The 20036-nt window shown below is 69.4% G+C and carries 15 protein-coding genes and 1 riboswitch; of the genes, 4 read left to right on the forward strand and 11 right to left on the reverse strand.

The features are described from left to right. Positions 1-12: 12 nt before the first annotated feature. Both E1267_RS09855 and vanY-N read right to left on the reverse strand, forming a co-directional pair. The gene (locus E1267_RS09855; protein WP_132332015.1) at positions 13-2022 is read right to left on the reverse strand and encodes an ATP-binding protein; all 2010 of its coding nucleotides are present in this window, start codon (positions 2020-2022) and stop codon (positions 13-15) included. 90 nt (positions 2023-2112) lie between these two features. Beyond that, on the reverse strand, positions 2113-2658 hold the full coding sequence (gene vanY-N / locus E1267_RS09860; RefSeq protein ID WP_132332017.1) for a D,D-peptidase/D,D-carboxypeptidase VanY-N: 546 nt from the start codon (positions 2656-2658) through the stop codon (positions 2113-2115). Between the two features lie 191 nt (positions 2659-2849). Here vanY-N and E1267_RS09865 point away from each other — a divergent pair, with 191 nt between their 5' ends. Genes E1267_RS09865 through E1267_RS09875 form a run of 3 tightly spaced genes read left to right on the forward strand, consistent with a single transcriptional unit; the run spans position 2850 to position 5471 of the window. Continuing rightward, positions 2850-3524, forward strand: coding sequence for a response regulator transcription factor (locus E1267_RS09865; RefSeq protein WP_165959535.1), 675 nt, complete (start codon positions 2850-2852; stop codon positions 3522-3524). A 7-nt stretch (positions 3525-3531) separates the two neighbouring features. Beyond that, the gene (locus E1267_RS09870) at positions 3532-4983 is read left to right on the forward strand and encodes a sensor histidine kinase (RefSeq protein ID WP_220449397.1); all 1452 of its coding nucleotides are present in this window, start codon (positions 3532-3534) and stop codon (positions 4981-4983) included. Beyond that, entirely contained in the window at positions 4980-5471 is a 492-nt protein-coding gene (locus tag E1267_RS09875; RefSeq protein WP_132332021.1) for a GerMN domain-containing protein, read from the forward strand. Before E1267_RS09870 ends, E1267_RS09875 begins: the two co-directional genes overlap by 4 nt. A gap of 154 nt (positions 5472-5625) precedes the next feature. On the opposite strand, the gene E1267_RS09880 is transcribed toward E1267_RS09875, so the two are convergent. The 5 genes from E1267_RS09880 to E1267_RS09900 form a co-directional block, all read right to left on the reverse strand. After that, the gene (locus E1267_RS09880) at positions 5626-8127 is read right to left on the reverse strand and encodes an ATP-dependent Clp protease ATP-binding subunit (RefSeq protein ID WP_132332023.1); all 2502 of its coding nucleotides are present in this window, start codon (positions 8125-8127) and stop codon (positions 5626-5628) included. A gap of 1183 nt (positions 8128-9310) precedes the next feature. After that, on the reverse strand, positions 9311-9643 hold the full coding sequence (locus E1267_RS09885) for a histone-like nucleoid-structuring protein Lsr2 (protein WP_132332025.1): 333 nt from the start codon (positions 9641-9643) through the stop codon (positions 9311-9313). A 515-nt stretch (positions 9644-10158) separates the two neighbouring features. Next, positions 10159-10647 (reverse strand): RDD family protein, encoded by a 489-nt coding sequence (locus E1267_RS09890; protein WP_132332027.1) that lies wholly within the window; start codon positions 10645-10647, stop codon positions 10159-10161. 110 nt (positions 10648-10757) lie between these two features. After that, complete coding sequence (locus E1267_RS09895; protein WP_165959536.1) at positions 10758-12266, reverse strand: RDD family protein; 1509 nt, start codon at positions 12264-12266, stop codon at positions 10758-10760. 85 nt (positions 12267-12351) lie between these two features. Beyond that, positions 12352-12921 carry an amino-acid N-acetyltransferase gene (locus tag E1267_RS09900; protein ID WP_181957773.1) on the reverse strand — a complete coding sequence of 190 codons (570 nt, stop codon included), beginning with the start codon at positions 12919-12921 and terminating at the stop codon, positions 12352-12354. Positions 12922-13189: 268 nt separating this feature from the next. Next, a riboswitch (cyclic di-AMP (ydaO/yuaA leader) is annotated at positions 13190-13333 on the forward strand. 93 nt (positions 13334-13426) lie between these two features. On the opposite strand from E1267_RS09900, the gene E1267_RS47165 reads away from it, so the two are divergent. Further along, positions 13427-14383: a C40 family peptidase gene (locus tag E1267_RS47165; protein ID WP_281283610.1), complete on the forward strand. Its 957-nt coding sequence runs from the start codon at positions 13427-13429 to the stop codon at positions 14381-14383. Positions 14384-14412: 29 nt separating this feature from the next. Here the strand turns inward: E1267_RS47165 and E1267_RS09910 are convergent, their stop codons facing one another. The 4 genes from E1267_RS09910 to E1267_RS09925 form a co-directional block, all read right to left on the reverse strand. Then, positions 14413-14625 (reverse strand): helix-turn-helix domain-containing protein, encoded by a 213-nt coding sequence (locus E1267_RS09910; RefSeq protein WP_132332033.1) that lies wholly within the window; start codon positions 14623-14625, stop codon positions 14413-14415. A gap of 530 nt (positions 14626-15155) precedes the next feature. Then, positions 15156-16637 carry a bifunctional lysylphosphatidylglycerol synthetase/lysine--tRNA ligase LysX gene (gene lysX / locus E1267_RS09915; RefSeq protein WP_132332035.1) on the reverse strand — a complete coding sequence of 494 codons (1482 nt, stop codon included), beginning with the start codon at positions 16635-16637 and terminating at the stop codon, positions 15156-15158. A gap of 49 nt (positions 16638-16686) precedes the next feature. Further along, positions 16687-17469 carry a type III pantothenate kinase gene (locus E1267_RS09920; RefSeq protein WP_132332037.1) on the reverse strand — a complete coding sequence of 261 codons (783 nt, stop codon included), beginning with the start codon at positions 17467-17469 and terminating at the stop codon, positions 16687-16689. Positions 17470-17472: 3 nt separating this feature from the next. Continuing rightward, a complete protein-coding gene (locus E1267_RS09925) occupies positions 17473-20016 on the reverse strand; it encodes an L-aspartate oxidase (protein ID WP_132332039.1) in 2544 nt (847 codons plus the stop codon). Positions 20017-20036: the final 20 nt, after the last annotated feature.

Here is a 20036-nt window from a genome sequence, read left to right on the forward strand (position 1 = left end):
CGATGCGGCGGATCAGGTGGACGGGTACGCCGGCGCTCCGTCGCCGTACAGTTCCCGCCGCCACAGGCAGGCGCAGACGCGTTCGACGCCCGCGGCCAGATGGCGGCGGTAGGTGGTGAAAGGCAGCCCGAGCCGTTCCGCGGCCAGCGCCTGGGTAGGAGTCCCGCGGAGGAACGTGACGGACAGCGCCCGGTGGAACTTGACCGCACGCGGATCCTCACGCAACTCGCCGATCGCCTGGCGGAGCACGTCGCCCAGCGCCGCGGCAGGATCCTGCCCGGCCCGCTCGGCGACCAGCCTGGTGCGCGTCAGCGGGGAGGCGGCCAGCGCGTCCGGCCGCGACAGCCGGCGCAACGCCTTGCGCACCGCCTCGACGAACTGCGCCTGCGACAACACCTCCAGTTCCGCCGTGGCGGCGCTCGGGCCGCCGGGCGGGTGGTTCATGCGCTCCAGCCAGGCCTGCGCCGGCACCGCGCGCCAGTCATGAACGAACAGGGTGTAGCCGTCTTCGCCCAGCCTCTCGGAGAGGGTACGCATCCCGTACTGCCGTAGATGCTCCGCCCATGCCTGGTCCGGATGCCGTAGCGCGATATATGACCATGCCAGGCGCTCGGCCCGCAGACAGGTGGCGATCATCCGCCCCCGCATCACCTCCGACAGCGGCGAGTGCTCGCGATACGGCGGCAGCGCCCACAGCCGGCCGACCGCCAGGTGTTCACCGGCGCGCAACGGCGTGGTGGCCCGCGCGTGCGCCCACGCGGCGGCCACGGCGGGATCGGCCGCCGACTCCTCCTCGTCGAGCTCCTCCAGCCGCAACCACGCGGAGAACGCCACGGGCTCGCCCGTGGCGATCCGCCGGTACAGCCGGAACGCCTCCGGCTGCCGCTGCGCCCAGAAGGCGGCGCAGTCCGCGGACGCCGCGCCCCCCGCCGCGGTCGCCACCCGGACCAGCGTGCCGACGTCCTCCTCGCGCAGCACGTCCTCCTGGAACTCGTCCTCCTCGCGGCAGCGGTGCGAACCGGCCGGCGCTCCTTTGCCGCGACGCAGGTAGAGCAGCGCCACCACCGCGCCGGGCACGTCCGCGTCGTTCGCCGTGCGCACCTTCTCCGCCAGGTGGGCGTGGATGCGGCCGTTCATCGCCGCGTACCCCTCGGGATCGCGCCAGCGCAGGTCCGCCTCCACCACCTCGCGCACCACGTGATGCGGGAACAGCCCGAGACCGCACGACTCCACGAACGGCAACCGCCGCAACCACTGGAACAACGCCGCGGCGTCGTCCGGCAGGGCCGCCCGCAGCAGGTCTTCCGTCGTCATGTGCGCGTGCGCGCAGACCTCCAGAGCATGCCGATGCGCCGCCGACGGCAGCTCGCCCACCAGCTGATCCAGCAACGTGGCCACCACGTCCTGGTTCGGCGTCCACCGCCTGCCGGCCCCGCCGTCCTTCACCGCCACGGCCGCCCCCAGCAGCAGCGCCATCGGATGACCGCCGGCGAAGGCCAGCAGCGGTTCACGCAGCCCGGCCGGCACCCCGCGGGAGTCCAGCAGAGCCTGCGCGTCCCCGGCCCGCAGACCACGCAGCGGCAGCACCTCCAGCGCCCCCGCCCATCCCGGATCCGCCTGCCACCGCATGTCCGGCGGACATCGCCCCGCGACCACCACCAGCGCCCCCATGGGCACCCGCGGCAGGAACCGCTCACGCAGCCACTCCTCCCAGCCCCGCACACGTTCGACGTTGTCGACCAGCAACACCGCGTCCGCATCACGAAGCACCGGCTCGGCCTCGGAGCCCGCCGGAGCCGGCATGAGCCCGTCCACCAGGGACACCGGCCGCCCCGCCGCCGCGGCCTCGCCGGCGAACCGCCGCAACAAGGCCGACTTCCCGACGCCGCCGGGACCGTGCACGTACAGGACGCTGCGGCCGCCGTACAACGCCGCCTGGAAAGCCGCGAGCTCCTCCTTCCGCCCCACGAACGCCGTCTCCCGCGCGGCTTGCAGGCGCCGCCCCAGCAGTCCCGATGACATATTTCTTGCCCCTTCTCCGAACGCCCTTAGCGGGCGCGAACCCGTCAACGTCCCCGCGCCGCACCCCGGTGGGCCACGGCTGGTCCCCCGTCAGCCCAGGCCGGGATGGGGCCGGCGGGGTGGTGGTGTGCCGCCGCGGTCCGGGCGGTACTCGAAGTGCCACCACTCGTTGTCGTAGATGCGGTAGAGGTCGTAGCGGGCGCCGTTTTCCTCCAGCCAGCGCGCGCCTTCGTGGGGGCGCACGTCCAGCGCGATGCCCTTGACGTGGCTGGACTCCGCCGCCGGCAGCACGAGCATGCGTGCCGAGGCCGGGGAGCCGGACCGGCGCACCTCCTCGTCGAACATGTGCTGCTGGACGAGGGGATCGCGGTAGCCCGAGGTGAGGCCGAGCAACTGGCCGTGACACCAGAGCGCCTCGGTACGGGCCGCGGTGAACGCCGCCAGGGTGCCGTCGGTGAGCCCGGTGAGGTCCTCGGCCGGGAAGCGCATCCGTAACGCCCACGTGCACGCCAGTTCGCGAGCGCGGCCGGGACGGCGGACGGACGCCGCGGGCAGCAGCAGAACGGCGAGCACCAGCGTGACCGCGGCGAACAGCCGGTCGCGGGGCCGAGGTGGGATGGTACGTGGTTCGTTCATGGCGACTACGCTTGGCGCCGAATATGCGTGCGTTGTCCGCCGCCTGTCATCGTTTCTCGACGGCGGCCACCGTCGGTGTGACCGTGACACGACCATGACACGGCGCGGACGAGGCGGGGACACGACGGGCCGACAGTGGATGGATTGACCGGCGAGCGAGCTACGGGGAGCGTGCGGTGAAACTCGGCGGCGTGTCGCGAGTGTTGTTGATCGAGGATGACCTGGCCGTGCGGGAGGGACTTGAGCTGGCCCTGACCCGGCACGGGCACCGGGTGCGCGCGGTGGAGTCCGGCGAGCAGGGGCTGGACCGGCTGCGCATGGACCTTCCCGACGTCGTCGTGCTCGATCTGATGTTGCCGGGCATCGACGGGTTCGAGGTCTGCCGGCGCATGCGGGCCTCCGGGAACGTCCCGATCATCATGCTGACCGCGCGGGGCGACGACATCGACGTGGTGGCCGGGCTGGAGGCGGGCGCCGACGACTACGTGGTCAAGCCGGTGCAGCCCAGAGTGCTCGAGGCCCGCATCCGCGCGGTGCTGCGGCGGATCGGCCGGGACCAGGCGGAGCTGGAGCGGCACGGGGACCTGACCATCGATCGGGCCGGGCTGGTGGTCACCCACCGCGGCGTGCCGGTCGGCCTCGCCCCGACGGAGCTGCGCCTCCTGCTCGAACTCTCCGGCACGCCGGGCCGGGTGCACAGCCGCCAGCAGTTGCTGGAGTCGGTGTGGGAGCACGGGTATTTCGGCGACTCGCGTCTGGTGGACGCGTGCGTGCAGCGGCTGCGCGCGAAGATCGAGGACGACTCGGCGGCGCCTGTCTACGTGCAGACGGTGCGCGGGTTCGGCTACCGTTTCGGGCCGGTGTGAGCCGCCGGTGGCACTTCGGCCGAGTCCGGGGCTGCGTACCCGGTTGTTGTCCGCGTTCGCGCTGCTGTGTGTGGTCACCGCGGCGGCGGTGGCCGGCGGGATGTACGTCGAGGCTCGCAACGCCATCCTGGAGAGAACCCAGGATGCCGCGGTGAACACGATGAGGAGCCGCCTGGAGGCGCTCTTCCCCTTGCCCACCGCGACGCCGGGCCCCGCCGAGCTCGGCGGGATCGCCCGCAGCCTGATCGACGAGGACACCCACACGATCGCCGTCTACCACGGGGTGCAGTGGCAGCCGGGCGGGCTACCGAACGCGCCGCCCCTGGACGCCGGTGACATTCCCCCGAAGCTACGGCATACCGTGGCCGGCGGCGTCATGGCGTGGCAACGCGTGGAGTGGCATGGCGCCCCCTTCCTGGTCATCGGCGCGCCGTTGCTGATCGCCGAACGGGGCCAGGCACCGCGGGTGTCCGGCATCGAGGTCTACACCGTTCGCAGCCTGCTTTCCGAACAGCGCAGCATCAACGAGCTCGCCGCACGCGCCTGGCTCACCGGCGGGGCGGCGCTGGCGTTCGCGGTCGTCCTGGCACTGCTGGCCACCCGTGGCGTGCTGCGGCCGGTGCGCGAGCTCGGTCGGGCGGCACGCCTGCTGGGCGAGGGCGAGCTGCGGGTCAGGATCGAGATGCGCGGCTCCGACGAGCTGGCCGACGTGGCGCGCACGTTCAACAACACCGCGGCGGAGCTGGAACGGCACGTCATGCAGCTGCGCGAGATGGAGGCCGACGCCCGCCGGTTCGTGGCCGACGTTTCCCACGAGCTGCGCACCCCGCTGGCCGCGCTCACCGCGGTCGCCGACATCCTCGACGAGGAGGCGGACGGGCTGCCCGAGCCCGCCGGCAGGGCCGCCAGACTGGTCAGCCAGGAGACGCTCAACCTCACCGGACTGGTGAACGACCTCATCGAGATCAGCAGGTTCGACTCCGGCGTCGCGGCCCTCGCACTGAACGAGGTCGACGTGGCCGAGCTGGTGCGCGCGACCCTGCGTACCCGGGGCTGGCCGGAGCGGGTGCACACCGAACTCGCCTCCGAGGTGACGGCGCGGCTGGACCCGCGCCGGGTGGACGTCATCCTCGCGAACCTGGTCGGCAACGCCCTGCGGCACGGCGAGCCACCGGTGTCGGTACGGCTCCGCGCCGGCCAGGACTGGATCGCTGTCGAGGTCCGCGACCACGGACCGGGGCTGGACGAAGCGGTGTTGCCGCACGTGTTCGACCGCTTCTACAAGGCCAGCGCGGCCAGGGCCAGATCCGAGGGCAGCGGCCTCGGCCTGGCCATCGCACGGGAGAACGCCCGCCTGCACCGAGGCGACCTCACCGTCACCAACGCCCCGGACGGCGGCGCCGTCTTCACGCTGCGGCTGCCACGCCGGCCACCCGATCCGAACGGAGGCTCCGAGTGAAGGCCTGGCTCGCCTGCCGCGTGCTCGCCGCGGGCCTCGTGTCGTTCGTCGCCGTGGCCGGCTGCGGCGTGCGGCCCAGCGACGTCATCCCGGCCGGCGACCCGCCGAGCGGAGGCGTCGCACCCACCGCGACGATCACCCTCTACCTGGTCAAGAACGGCCGGCTCGACGCGGTGACGCGGCCCCGGCCCCGTCATCGTCCCCTGTTCAAAGCCGACACGCTCGCGCTGCTGGCAGCCGGACCCACCGGAAAGGAACAGGCGCGCGGGTTCACCACCGACGTCCCGGGCGAAGCCGGCCCGTTCTCGGTGACCGTCAAGCCGGACGGCCACCTGGTGGTGACCCTGTCCACTCCGGCCGGCGAACTGTCCGCACTGGCCGTCGACCAGATCGTGTGCACGGCCGCCGCCCTGGCGCCGGAGAACCCCACCCAGGTCACCGTCCTCGGCGCGGGGCAGAGCATCGGCCCCCGGGAGTGCCCGGAATGACGACGGCGTAGCCGGACTCCATCGCCCGGGCTCGGCCCGTTCGGCGACCACATGGGCCATTCGCACAGCTCCCCGGGAGCCGCGGCGTCGCCGGCCCATGCGAAAGCCCCCGCGTGGACGACGCTCCACGCGGGGGCTTCGCGAGACCGGGATGTCAGCGCTGGATCGGCGCTGCGATCGCGGCGGCCGAGTCGGGCACCGTCGAGGCGGACTCCCCCTTGAAGACGAACTTGGCGTCGTCGCCCTCGCCTTCGGTGGTCACCTTGACGACCTGCCCCGGACGGAGCTCGCCGTAAAGGATCTTCTCGGACAGGGAGTCCTCCAGCTCGCGCTGGATCGTACGCCGCAGCGGACGGGCGCCCATGACCGGGTCGTAGCCGCGGTCGGCCAGCAGCTGCCTGGCCTCGGGCGAGACGTCGAGCCCCATGTCGCGGTCCTTCAGCCTGGCGTCGACCTGGTTGAGCATCAGATCCACGATCTTGATGATCTCGTTGGGTGTCAGCTGGTGGAAGACCACGATGTCGTCGACACGGTTGAGGAACTCGGGCCGGAAGTGCTGCTTGAGCTCTTCCTGCACCTTGGACTTCATCCGGTCGTAGTTGGAGTCGGCGTCGTTGGACTTCGCGAACCCGACCCCGATGCCCTTGGAGATGTCACGGGTGCCGAGGTTGGTGGTCATGATGATGACCGTGTTCTTGAAGTCGACCACGCGGCCCTGGGCGTCGGTCAGGCGACCGTCCTCCAGGATCTGCAGCAGCGAGTTGAAGATGTCGGGGTGGGCCTTCTCGATCTCGTCGAACAGGACCACGGAGAACGGCTTGCGCCGCACCTTCTCGGTGAGCTGACCGCCCTCTTCGTAGCCGACGTAGCCGGGAGGCGAGCCGAAGAGCCTGGAGACGGTGTGCTTCTCCATGAACTCGGACATGTCCAGGCTGATCAGGGCGTCTTCGTCGCCGAAGAGGAACTCCGCCAGGGCCTTGGACAGCTCGGTCTTACCGACGCCCGAGGGGCCGGCGAAGATGAACGAGCCGCCGGGACGCCGCGGGTCCTTCAGCCCGGCGCGGGTGCGCCGGATGGAACGCGACAGGCCCTTGATGGCGTCGTCCTGGCCGATGATCCGCTTGTGGAGCTCGTCCTCCATGCGGAGCAGGCGCTGGGACTCCTCCTCGGTCAGCTTGAAGACCGGGATGCCGGTGGCGGTCGCCAGGACCTCGGCGATGAGTTCCTGGGTGACCTCGGCCACGACATCCATGTCGCCGGCCTTCCACTCCTTCTCCCGCCGCTCGCGCTTGAGCTGGAGCTGCTTCTCCTGGTCGCGCAGCGCGGCCGCCTTCTCGAAGTCCTGCGCGTCGATCGCGGACTCCTTGTCACGGCGGACGTTGGCGATCTTCTCGTCGTATTCGCGCAGGTCCGGCGGCGCGGTCATCCTGCGGATGCGCATCCTGGAGCCGGCCTCGTCGATGAGGTCGATCGCCTTGTCGGGAAGGTAGCGGTCGCTGATGTAGCGGTCGGCCAGCTGCGCGGCGGCCACCAGCGCGTCGTCGGTGATGGACACGCGGTGGTGCGCCTCGTAGCGGTCGCGCAGACCCTTGAGGATCTCGATCGTGTGGCTGAGCGAGGGCTCGGCCACCTGGATCGGCTGGAACCGGCGCTCCAGCGCTGCGTCCTTCTCGAGGTATTTGCGGTATTCGTCGAGCGTCGTCGCGCCGATCGTCTGCAGCTCGCCGCGGGCCAGCATCGGCTTGAGGATGCTGGCGGCGTCGATCGCGCCCTCGGCGGCGCCCGCACCAACGAGCGTGTGCAGCTCGTCGATGAACAGGATGATGTCGCCACGGGTGCGGATCTCCTTGAGCACCTTCTTCAGGCGCTCTTCGAAGTCACCGCGGTAGCGGGAGCCGGCGACCAGGGCGCCGAGGTCAAGCGTGTAGAGCTGCTTGTCCTTCAGCGTCTCGGGCACCTCGCCCCTGACGATCTTCTGCGACAATCCTTCGACGACGGCGGTCTTGCCGACGCCGGGCTCGCCGATGAGAACGGGGTTGTTCTTGGTCCTCCTGGAGAGGACCTGCATGACCCGCTCGATCTCCTTCTCACGGCCGATGACCGGATCCAGCTTGCCCTCGCGGGCCGCCTGGGTCAGGTTGCGGCCGAACTGGTCGAGCACCAGGGACGTCGACGGGGCCGACTCCTGCGGGCCACCCGCGGCGGCCGGCTCCTTGCCCTGATAGCCGTGGAGCAACTGGATGACCTGCTGCCTGACACGGTTGAGATCAGCTCCAAGCTTGACCAGCACCTGGGCTGCCACACCCTCACCCTCACGGATGAGCCCGAGCAGGATGTGCTCGGTGCCGATGTAGTTGTGACCCAGTTGCAAAGCCTCACGGAGCGACAGCTCGAGGACCTTCTTGGCCCGCGGGGTGAACGGAATGTGCCCCGACGGAGCCGACTGGCCCTGGCCGATGATCTCCTCGACCTGCTGGCGCACACCCTCAAGGCTGATGCCGAGGCTCTCCAGAGCCTTGGCGGCTACGCCCTCACCTTCGTGGATCAGACCAAGAAGAATGTGCTCAGTGCCGATGTAGTTGTGGTTGAGCATCCTGGCCTCTTCTTGGGCCAAGACGACAACACGCCTCGCTCGGTCGGTGAACCTCTCGAACATCTCGTCGCTCCTCACAGAGCGGTCAGTCAGGCCGGTAAATCCGGTCCCGTCATCCCGCATGCTAGCCCTGGCTCGGCGCACCGTGCCCACTGCCGCTGACACGCTCTATAGCAGACACGTTCCCCGGGAACAGGGCGTTCACCCTCTATCCAACTACCGTTCGGGGGTGACGTGTTCCCGATACGCCGCAAGCGAACGATGTTTAGGACGCTTCGCGGAAGCGGCTGAAATGTGCTGCCGCACCGTATCCGGATCACCACGATCGGCCATCGGACATCGGGGGCGAAGCCGGCTGGGGCGCCACTTCACCCGCGTATCCCAGATGCCGCGTACGTATCTGTTACGCAATCATCCTATGTCCCGACGCAATGGTTGGCCAACCGCGCGTGCTGCGCCCTGAGCACAACGGGACACACGCCGCACACCGCACACAGAGTAATACGCCAACCGGTCAGCTCGGTTACCGATCTCATCTCGCATCATGAGACACTGCACCGCGGCCGGGCATGACATTCGCGCTCATCCTCGCCGTCGCCGGGCGGCCGCATTCAGGTGCCCGCCACACTTCGTGATGGCCCGGCATTGTGGGCACATGCTCGTGAAAGCCGGATTGTGCGAGGCGCCCCCATGCCCGCGGGTTATGCCCCGCGCCGCGACATCTCCCCGGCGCCGCTTATGGCACGACGGCCACGCAACGTGTACGGCGGTGTTTTGCGCCGATGCCCACACCCGCGTGGCATACGGGGTTTCCGGCACGTGCGCGAGTCGAGATCGCGGTTAGGGCTACAGCGCGTGAAGATCGTCGGCGGTCTTTAGGCGCCCGGATTTCCGTCATGGCGCGTTCCATGAGTGCGACGCTTGTCCGTGACGGTAGGCGAATGACGCGGCCCCGCGGGCAATCCGGGCGCCTCGCGGCGAGAAGCGTACGTTGAATGGGGTATGGCCGCGCGGCGCATTCGGACGCGCCAGGCGCGGCACCGTCGCATATGCGGGCGCCCGGCCGCGGAAACGGCGCCGAGAGGGCGCCCGATCCGCGGCCAAAACGCCCGCATATGGACAGGCGAGTCGATCATCATCCGGGCCGCTCCGCCATTCAGAACGACCCGGACACGATCATGCGCTTATGGCGGTCGCCGGGGTCCTAGGCGAACGGCATAAGCGCATGGTCGAGCAGCCGGCTCTCCTAGTGAGCCTGCTCGTACTTCTCGACGACGGTGGAGGCGATGCGGCCTCGCTCGCTGACGGGCAGGCCGTGGGCCTTGGCCCACTGCCGGATCTCCGAGCTCTTCTCGCGGCTCATCGCGCGGTTGCCGCCGCGGCCACGCCGACGCGTGGTGACGGCACCGGCCCTGCGCGCGTGCTGCACGAAAGGCGTGAGCGCGTCCCTCAGCTTCTTCGCGTTAAGGTCGCTGAGGTCAATCTCATAGGAGGAGCCGTCAATAGCGAAGCTGACCGTCTCATTGGCCTCGCCCCCATCGAGGTCATCGATGAGAATCTCCTGGATCTGCTTGGCCATCTACGCAATCCTTTCGCGGAGCATTGTTTCATTCGCCAGCCCAAACATATACCCGGAAAGGCGTGGAGACAATTCAGCGCTACGGGGATTCGGCTGACTGGCCGATCAGTTCTCGCCCTCGGGCTGATCCTCACGGTTTCGCCTGCCGCCGACGGCCTCCGCCCGGACCAACTTCACGACGCCAAAGACGAAGGCGCCGCCCACCACCACCGGGGGGATGAGCGCTGACAATACGTCTGTAAGGGCTTCCATTCGTCCTCGCCTCCACGGCTGACGGGGTTTCGGGGCGCATTAAGCGCGCGGAGCGCCCCTTGGGGGAGCACTGCGGGCCCCTCATGGTGCGCAAGGCGACAACCGCCCGCACCCGACCATAGCGGCACACACATGCCCTGCGTGTCGCAGGGAGACCTACATCCGGCAACCCGGACGCCCCATAGCCTAATGCCAGTCTCTCCAGGCTCCTTACCGGATCATGCCAAAATTTTGCGAAAAACATCTGTGCAGGTACGGATGCCTCAGCGAAGATCTTTAACCACGTGCGTTCCCGCGAGCCTGTCATGCGGGCCGCGCTCCAGCGGCTTGTCGATCAGGATGAGCATACCGATCCCGAACAGCAGCATTCCCGCCACCAGATTGACCACCGGAATGCCCATCAGCATGACCGGACCCGGATAGAGCAGGGAACGTTTGAGCAGAGCACGGGCCCGAACACCCGGTGGCGACAGGCGGATCCGCATGATCGCCTGGCCGAACGTACGCCCGTGCCGCCAATGCGCCCACCAGTCGTAACCCGTATAACCCAGCCCCGCGAGCGCCCACGCGAACACTCCGGGCAGCCGGCCGCCGAACGCGTCCATCATGCCGACAGTCCGGAAGACAGCCCATAGCGCAATGAACAGAATGTAATAAAGGATGCCGAAGACGAGTGCTTCAATGATCCGGGCGGCCAGCCGTTCCCACCATTCCGCGGGCACCGCGTCCGCCCACGGCGGCGTTCCGGCCATAACCCTCACCTCGCGTCTTCGACGGCTCAGGAGCCCTACATTCCGCACCTACCCTCACATACAAAACAGAGGCCGACGGGAAGCCGGCCCCTGTTTCGCGGTTCGAGCGATTACTTGATCTTGACCACCACGGAGTTCGCGAACTTGTCCGCGAACGTCTGCTGCAGCGGCTTGTCCCAGAGCATCGAGGCGCCGTTCAGGCCGCAGACGACGGCCGCCAGCAGGGTGCCGAACGGCAGGAAGTAGAGGATGTAGGCACCCCAGGTCACGCCGGCCCGCTTGATGGCGGCGTCGCCCGGCAGGCCGCCAGGAGGCATCATCTGCCCCACCGGCACGACCTTGATCCCCATGATCATCTTGCCGACCGTCTGGCCCTTCATCTTGTGCATGAGGAAGTCGTAACCGACGTAGACGGCGGTCAGGAGGATCGCCAGCACGATGTTGAGCGCGAACGAGCCGAACAGCCCCGAGGTGGCGCCGCTGGTCGAGTCGTAGCTCGCCAGGAAGAGCGCCGTGAGGAGAAGAGACAGCACGACCATCACGATGCCGAACAGGACACCGTCGACGATCCGCGCCACCAGACGCTGCCACCACTCCGCCAGCGGGGCGGGGGCTCCCGGCGGCTGCACGCCGACCGGGCCGTAGCCCGGCTGGCCGTAGGGGGCCTGGCCGTAACCGGCCTGCTGCGGCTGCCCGTAGGCCTGGCCGTACTGCTGCTGGTCGTAGCCACCCTGCTGGCCGTAACCGGGCTGGGCGTAACCGGGCTGGGCGTAACCGGGCTGGGACTGCTGGCCGTAGCCCTGCTGCCCGTAACCCTGCTGACCGTACTGCTGCTGGCCGTAGCCGGGCTGGGACTGCGGCTGCTGACCGTACTGGGGTTGCTGGCCGTAGCCCTGCGGGTCGTAACCCTGCTGGCCCGACTGCGGCTGCTGACCGTACTGGTTCTGGTCATAACCCTGCTGGCCCGACTGGGGTTGCTGGCCGTACTGCTGCTGGCCGTAGCCCTGCTGGTCGTAAGCCTGCTGGCCCGACTGCGGCTGCTGGCCGTAGCCCTGCTGCTGGCCGTACTGCTGCTGGTCGTAGCCCTGCTGGTCGTAGCCCTGCTGGCCGTAGCCGGGCTGGGACTGCGGCTGCTGACCGTACTGGGGTTGCTGACCGTAGCCCTGCTGGTCGTAACCCTGCTGGCCCGACTGCGGCTGCTGGCCGTAGCCCTGCTGGCCGTAGTCGGGCTGGGACTGCGGCTGCTGGCCGTACTGGGGTTGCTGGCCGTAGGCCGGTTGAGAGGGAGCCTGCTGGCCGTAGCCCTGCTGCTGGCCGTAGTCGGGCTGGGACTGCGGCTGCTGGCCATATTGAGGTTGCTGGCCGTAGCCCTGCTGCTGGCCATATTGGGGTTGCTGGCCGTAGCCCTGCTGCTGACCGTACTGGGGTTGCTGGCCGTAGCCCTGCTGCTGACCGTGGGGGGGCTGCTGGCCGTAGGCGTCGTCCGCTCGGTAGCCGACAACGGTGACGTCGGGGTCGGGCTCGCTGGGGTGGCGGCCCGGGTTCTGCTGGCCGTAGTGGGGAGGCGCAGAGTTCTCGCCGGATTCGTCCTGTGGGTACGGCGGCTGTCCGGTGCTCACCGTGTCACCTCGCTTCGAGTGCGCGCGTGGCACATGTCAGGACACATGCCTGTGCTGCCCAACGTATCGACATAGGTATCAACAATCACCTTTCCGTGTGGTCAAGGTCCGCGTCACCCGACGTCAGATGGAGCAGCATGCGGGTGTTGCCCAGGGTGTTCGGCTTGACGTGTTCCAGGTCGAGGAACTCCGCTACACCCTCGTCATACGAGGCCAGCAGCTCGGCGTAGACCTCGGGGGAGACTGGTGTGCCCTGGATGCGGCGGAAACCGTGCCTCGCGAAGAAGTCGACCTCAAAAGTAAGACAGAATACACGCTGCAGACCAAGATCTTTTGCCTGCTGGATCAGCGCCGAGACGATCCGGTGGCCGACCCCCATGCCTCGGCATTCGGGATCGACGGCCACCGTACGGACCTCCGCGAGGTCCTCCCAGAGCACGTGGAGCGCCCCGCAGCCGACGACCTGACCGCCACGCTCGGCCACCCAGAACTCCTGCACGTCTTCGTACAGCGTCACCGTGGCCTTCTTCAGGAGCCGCGGGCCCGCGCCCGCATAGGCGTCGACCAGGCGCCCGACCCCCCGCACGTCAGGCGTGCGAGCACGCCGGACCACCACCGCGGTCTCGGGCACAGTCAGTTCGGCCACCTGCTCCATGGCTCTCCAGAGTACAGATGTCATTACGGCTCGGACCTAACTCGCATGTCTCCGCCCATCCTGTTACAACTCGTGGCCGAGCGAGCACGACGCCGCGCCCGGGCCTCGTCTGGGAGGAAGCACCACATACGGCCCCACCGGCACGACTGCCACCGAGATCCCCTTGTGACACTTCGGTTGCGAAACCTCTACAGAGTTGGCAGTTCTGGTTGAGCAGGAACCCGGAGTGCATTAGTGTCCAGCGACGATGATCCCCGCGTGTCGCGCACGGGGAGACACGCTCAATTCCCCTTCAGGGAAGCCGGGGACCCGCCGGTGGCGACCGCCATCACGGGGTGAATCCGAGTTTTTCGGTAGGGCTGCTCCGGCCCGAACCCGTCAGCTAACCCGGTAGGCGTCTATGAGAGGAGCATGGTTGGTGAAGCGCACGCTCGACCGTGGGAGGAAGGCGCCGGGCAGGCACGCCGGCCCTCCGCAACCCCCCCGGTCGCGCCACCGCCTCGGTGTGGCAAGTCTCACAATCGCCGCGCTGCTGCTGTTGGTTCCCACCGGCCCTGCCTTCGCCGACCCCAAGCCCTCGCTCAAGGACCTCGCCTCGCGGGTCGAGAAGATGCACACCGAGATCGAGACGCTCACCGAGCAGTTCAACGGCCAGCGGGAGAAGCTGAAAACGGCCAAGAAGGCCGCCGAGGCCGCACGTAAGACGCTGGCGGCCAGTGAGGCGGACCTGTCGGCCAAACGCGCCAAGGCCGCCCTGCTCGCCCAGAACGCCTACATCACGGGCGGGCTGAGCCGGGCGCTGGCGTTCACCTCCTCCGAGAACCCCGACAACTTCCTCGACAGCGCCGCGACCACGTTCGCCATCGAGCAGCGGCAGGGCGAGGAGCTCAACCAGCTCATCAAGGCCATGAAGGCCGCCGAGCGCGCCAGGGCGGGCGCCAAGTCGCGCATCACCGAGGTCGAGAAGATCGTCAAGGACCTCGACGCCAAGCGCGGCAAGATCAGCAAGCTGGTCGCCAAGGTCGAGAGCAACCTGTTCAGGCGGGCGCTGGGCGAGGCCGGCCGTCCCGGCACGCGCGCCACCCGCGTCAACCTGCCGATCGCCGGCAGCGGCAAGGCCGCGCAGGCGGCACGGTGGGCGCTCACACAGCAGCTCAAGCCGTACGTCTGGGGCGCCGAGGGTCCCGGCTCCTATGACTGCTCCGGCCTGGTGATGGCGGCCTATCAGCGGGTGGGCATCTCGCTGCCGCACTACACCGGCAACCAGTGGACGGCCGGCCGGCACATCTCACGCGACGAGATGCGCCCTGGTGATCTGGTGTTCTTCTACAGCGACCTGCATCACGTGGGCATCTATCTCGGCGGCGGCATGATGGTGCACGCCCCTCGGACGGGTGATGTGGTGCGGATCGCGTCGATCGAACGGCGGCCGTTCGCGGGTGCGGTGCGCATCGCCGACTGAAAGCCCCTGGCCCGGCGGCGCGCGCCCCGCTAGATCAGCTGGCGGCGTGCCGCCCACGCCACGGCCTCGATCGCGGTGGCGACGCCGATGCGGTCGCAGATGCCGCGCAACCTCCGGCGTACGGTGCGGCCGCTGATGTCCAGGTGTCTCCCCACTCGATCGACCGTGACTCCTCTGGCGAGTTCCGCCAGTAACGCCAGATCCGCATGGCTCAGCTCAACGCCTTCAGTGAGCACTTCCATCGGGAGCCCTCCCCCCAGCAGCAGGCCTGGACCCCTCTTAGCCAGGCCACAGCCGCTCCTCGCAGACGGTAAACGCATCATGGAAAGGTCGTCAAGCACCACAATCGCCGCCCTTGACCAGCGCAGTTGACATGATTCGCGGTACATGGCCGGGTCGCGTGGGCCGGCACGTTCCGCCGCGCCACGCACCATGCGCCCGCCGTTTGCGTCACGCTCGATCCGGTGCCGACCGGCCCGGTTTTTGATCCCTCCGCCGGCGGGTTTCTGCATGATCCATACGACGCGCAGCCGCTCTCCACCACGGGCTGCGGCACGCGCCGGCCCGTTATTTCCGGACCCGGCCGGAGGCCGCCGCCCTCGTGGCCGTGGAGCCGCGGACAAGCTCCTGGAGCACGCCGTACGCCCGGCCACGGCCTTGACCCGGAGCTGACAAGCCCGTGCGGATCGGGGGCGACGGCCCGCGACGTGCCGCACGGCACGAACGTGAGCGCCCGGAAGACCATGCCTCCGGGCGCTCGATCCTGCGGGGGTCAGTGCGTCGGCTTCACCAGGGGGAACAGAATGGTCTCCCGGATGTTCCTGCCGGTGAAGGCCATGATCATGCGGTCGATGCCGGCGCCCATGCCGCCCGTCGGCGGCATCGCGTATTCGAGCGCCTGCAGAAAGTCCTCGTCGAGCTGCATGGCCTCCGGGTCGCCGCCCGCGGCCAGCAGGGACTGCTCGACCAGGCGGCGGCGCTGCTCGATGGGGTCGTTGAGCTCGGAGTAGGCGGTGCCGAGCTCGGTGCCGAACCCGATGAGGTCCCACTTCTCGGTCACGAGCGGGTCGTCGCGGTGCTGCCGGGCAAGCGGCGAGGTCTCCAGCGGATAGTCCATGACGAACGTGGGCTGGATGAGCGTGTGCTCCACGAGCGCCTCGAACAGCTCCTGCACGAGCTTGCCCGGACCCCACTTCGGGTCCCACGGGATCTCGCGCCGGTCGGCGATCTTGCGCAGCTCTTCCAGCGACGTCGAGGTCGTGATCTCCTCGCCGACGGCCTCCGACACCGCGCCGTAGAGGGTGATGCGCGGCCACTCGGGGATGCCCAGGTCGACCTCGACGCCGTCGTGCACGACCACCGTGCCGTCCAGGGCGGCCACCACGGCCTTCTGGTACATCCGCTGGGTGAGGTCGGCCATGTCGTGGTAGTCGAGGTAGGTGCCGTAGGCCTCGATCATGGTGAACTCGGGGTTGTGCGTCGAGTCGGCGCCTTCATTGCGGAAGTTGCGGTTGATCTCGAAAACCTTCTCGATGCCGCCCACCACGAGCCGCTTGAGATAGAGCTCGATCGCGATGCGGAGATAGAGCTCCATGTCGTAGGCGTTGATGTGCGTCTTGAACGGCCGGGCCGTGGCGCCGCCGTGGATCGGCTGCAACATCGGCGTCTCGACTTCGAGGTAGCCCTCCTCGTGCCAGAAGTCGCGCACCGCGCGCACGGTGGCGCTGCGGACCCTGGCCATCTTCCTGGACTCGTCGTTGACGATCAGGTCGACGTAGCGCTGGCGGACCCGCGCCTCCGGGTCGGTGAGACCGACGTGCTTCTCCGGCAGCGGCCGCAGGCACTTGCTGGTGATTTGCCAGCTGTCGGCGAGAACGGACAGCTCGCCCCTGCGCGAGGTGATGACCTCGCCGGTCACGCCCACGTGGTCGCCCAGGTCGACGTCGCGCTTCCAGCGGGCCAACGACTCCTCGCCGACCTTGTCGAGCGAGATCATGACCTGCAGGTCGGCGCCGCCGTCGCGGAGGGTGGCGAAGCAGAGCTTGCCGCCCACGCGGTTGAGCATGACGCGCCCCGCGACCGAGACCGTGTCACCGGTGGCGGTGTCGGGCTCCAGGCCCTGGTATTTCTCCCTGACCTCGGCGTTGGTGGCCGTGCGTGGGAAATTCACCGGGTAAGGGTCGACGCCCTCGCTGCGAAGGCGGTCGAGCTTCTCCCTCCGGATGCGCATCTGCTCGGGAAGTTCGTCGCTCACACCAACAAAGGGTAGGGGATCCGGCGAACCACAGGGACTCGCGCGGGTCTCAGGCCGCGTTACGGTGGTAGATCAGCCGCAGCCCGATGAGGGTCAGCCACGGCTCGTGCACGTCGATCGAGCGTGACTCGCCCACGACCAGCCCCGCGTGCCCGCCGGTGGCCACGACCGTCACCTCGTCGGGGTCGTCGGCCAACTCGGCGGCGATGCGCTCGACGATGCCGTCGACCTGGCCGGCGAAGCCGTAGATGATGCCCGCCTGCAGGGCCTCCACCGTGTTCTTCGCGATCACCGAGCGGGGGCGTACGAGCTCGACCTTGTGCAGTTGCGCTCCGGCGGCGGCCAGGGCGTCGACGGAGATCTCGATGCCGGGCGCGGTGACCGCGCCGACGTATTCGCCCTTGGCCGACACCGCGTCGAACGAGGTGGCGGTGCCGAAGTCGACGATGACGCACGGGCCGCCGTACTGGTCGATGGCCGCGAGCGCGTTGACGATGCGGTCGCTGCCGACCTCCTTGGGGTTGTCCATGCGTACGGGGACGCCGGTGCGGATGCCCGGCTCCACGATCACCGCATTCACGTCACCGTAGTAGCGGCGGCACATCTCGCGCATCTCGTTGAGCACGCTCGGCACGGTGGAGCAGATGGCGATGCCGTCGATGTCGGCCCCTTTGAGCAGCGGCGACTGCGTCAGCAGACCCTGCAGCACGACCGCGATCTCGTCGGCGGTGCGGCGGGCGTCGGTGGCCAGCCGCCAGTGCTCGATGACGTCCTCGCCCTCGAAAAGCCCCAGCACCGTATGCGTGTTGCCGACGTCGATCGTGAGCAGCATCAATTACCCCCGCAGATCCAGTGCGATGTCAAGGGCCGGCGCCGAGTGCGTAAGCGCTCCCACCGCAAGGTAGTCCACGCCAGTGTCGGCCACATCACGAGCCGATTCCAAGGTCAATCCCCCGCTCGCTTCAAGGGCAACCCTGTTACCCACCCGCTTTTTCACGATATGTACGGCACGCGCGGTGTCCTCGACCGTGAAGTTGTCCAGCAGGATCTCCTCGGCCCCCTCGTCGAGCACGGCCTCCAACTGGTCCAGCCGGTCGACCTCCACCTCGACCGGCAGGTCGGGAAAACGCTCCCGCACCGCCCTGAACGCCTCGGCCACGCCTCCCGCCGCCACCACGTGGTTGTCCTTGATCAGGGCCGCGTCCGACAACGACATCCGGTGGTTCACGCCGCCGCCGCAGCGCACGGCGTACTTCTCCAGCGCCCGCAGCCCCGGCAGCGTCTTGCGGCTGTCGCGCACGCGTGCCGAAGTGCCGCTGACCGCCTCGACCCACCTGCCGGTCAGCGTCGCCACCCCGGACAGGTGGGTGAGCAGGTTGAGCGCGGTACGCTCGGCCGTCAGCAGCGCCCTGACCGGCCCCTCGACGGTCATCAGCACGTCGCCCGCCCGCACCCGCTCGCCGTCCTTGACCGCGCGCTCCGCCCGGACCGCCCCCAACCGGACGAACACCGCCTCGGCCACGGCCAGCCCCGCGACGATGCCGTACTTGCGGGCCACCACGTCGGCGACCGCGCGACGGTCGGCCGGGATGGTGGCCAGGCTCGTCACGTCGCCCTCCTCCCCCAGGTCCTCCTCCAGCGCCCGGTCGATCAGCGCGTCCACCTCCGCCGGGTCGAGCCCTGCCGCGGACAGCTCGCCCGCCGCGGCCTCCCGGTCGGCGAGCCGCCGCGAGCCGGCCTTCCCATGTGGTGTGTACGTCATGCGCGGCCCCTCCTCCGTCAGGGTCACGTCAAGGTGACCCAGCCATTCGTCGTCGTCGCGGCTGTCGTGGTCCTCCCGCCAGTGCGAGCCGCGGGTCTCGAGCCTGGCCGTCGCCGCGCCGGTGAGCACCGTGGCGACGGTCAGCAGGTTGGTGGCCTCCCAGGACTCGGTGCACGCGGGCACCGCGACGGGCGTCCAGCGGGCGTCCCGCAGCGCCTTCGCCGTGACCAGCAGCGACTCGCGGCTGCGCAGGACGCTCGCCCCCATGCTCATGTGGCCCTGGATCCTGGGCCTGGTCCGCGGGTCCACCAGGCCGGGCGCCGCCTGTCCCGCCACCGGGTCGCCCGGCTCGGGACGTACACGATGGATGTCCTCGGCGATGCGCTCGGCGAAGACGAGACCTTCGAGCAGGGAGTTGGAGGCCAGCCGGTTCGCGCCGTGCACGCCGGTGCAGGCCACCTCGCCGCACGCGTACAGACCCTCGATGGAGGTCCGCCCGCGCAGGTCCGTACGGACGCCGCCGCTGGCGTAGTGGGCGGCGGGGGCGACGGGGACCGGTTCGGCGGCCGGGTCGATGCCGTGCTCGCGGCAGACGGCGTAGATCGTGGGGAAGCGGGTCCGCCAGGTGTCGCGGCCGAAGTGCCGCCCGTCGAGGTACACGTGCTCGCGCCCGGTCTCCCGCATCCTGCGCATGATGGCCTTGGCCACGACGTCGCGCGGAGCCAGGTCGGCCAGTTCGTGCTCGCCCGGCATGAACCGTTCCCCGTCGTGGTCGACGAGGAACGCGCCCTCACCCCTGACGGCCTCGGAGATCAGCGGCTGTTGCCCGGTCGATTGGGGGCCGAGCCACAGGACGGTCGGGTGGAACTGCACGAACTCGAGGTCGCGCACCACCGCCCCGGCCCGCAGCGCCAGCGCCACCCCATCGCCGGTGGAGACGGAGGGGTTGGTCGTGGCGGCGTAGACCTGGCCCATGCCGCCGGTGGCCAGCACCACGGCCCTGGCGCGCACCGCGCCCACGCCGTCGCGCGCGCCCTCGCCCATGACGTGCAGCGTCACGCCCCCGGCCCGGCCTTCGGCGTCCTTGAGCAGGTCGAGCACCAGGGCGTGCTCGATCACCTCGATCGACCCTGCGCGGACCGCCTCGACGAGCGCCCGCTGCACCTCCGCGCCGGTGGCGTCGCCGCCCGCGTGCACGATCCGGCGCCTGCGGTGGCCGCCTTCCCTGGTGAGCTGGAGTTCGCCGTCGGGGGCGCGGTCGAAACGCGCGCCCCTGGCCATGAGGCGCCGCAGCGCGTCCGGCCCCTCGCTCACCAGCGTGCGCACCGCCTCCACGTCGCACAGCCCCACCCCGGCGAGCAACGTGTCGCTCAGGTGCTCGTCGGGGGTGTCGTGAGGGTCGAGCACGGCGGCGATGCCGCCCTGGGCCCACCGGGTCGAGCCGGCCGACAACACGTCCTTGGTGACGACCAGGACCCTGGCCTCCGGCTCCAGCTCGGCGAAGCGCAGGGCCGCGGTCAGGCCCGCGATGCCGGAGCCCACGACGACCACGTCCGCCTCGACGGTCCAGCCGGGCGCCGGGGCGGTCAACCGGAGGGGGATCGCCGGTGCACTCATGGGGGTCTCCTCAGCGAGGC

The sequence above is a fragment of the Nonomuraea longispora genome (genome assembly GCF_004348345.1).
In the GTDB taxonomy this organism is placed as follows: Bacteria; Actinomycetota; Actinomycetes; order Streptosporangiales; family Streptosporangiaceae; genus Nonomuraea; species Nonomuraea longispora.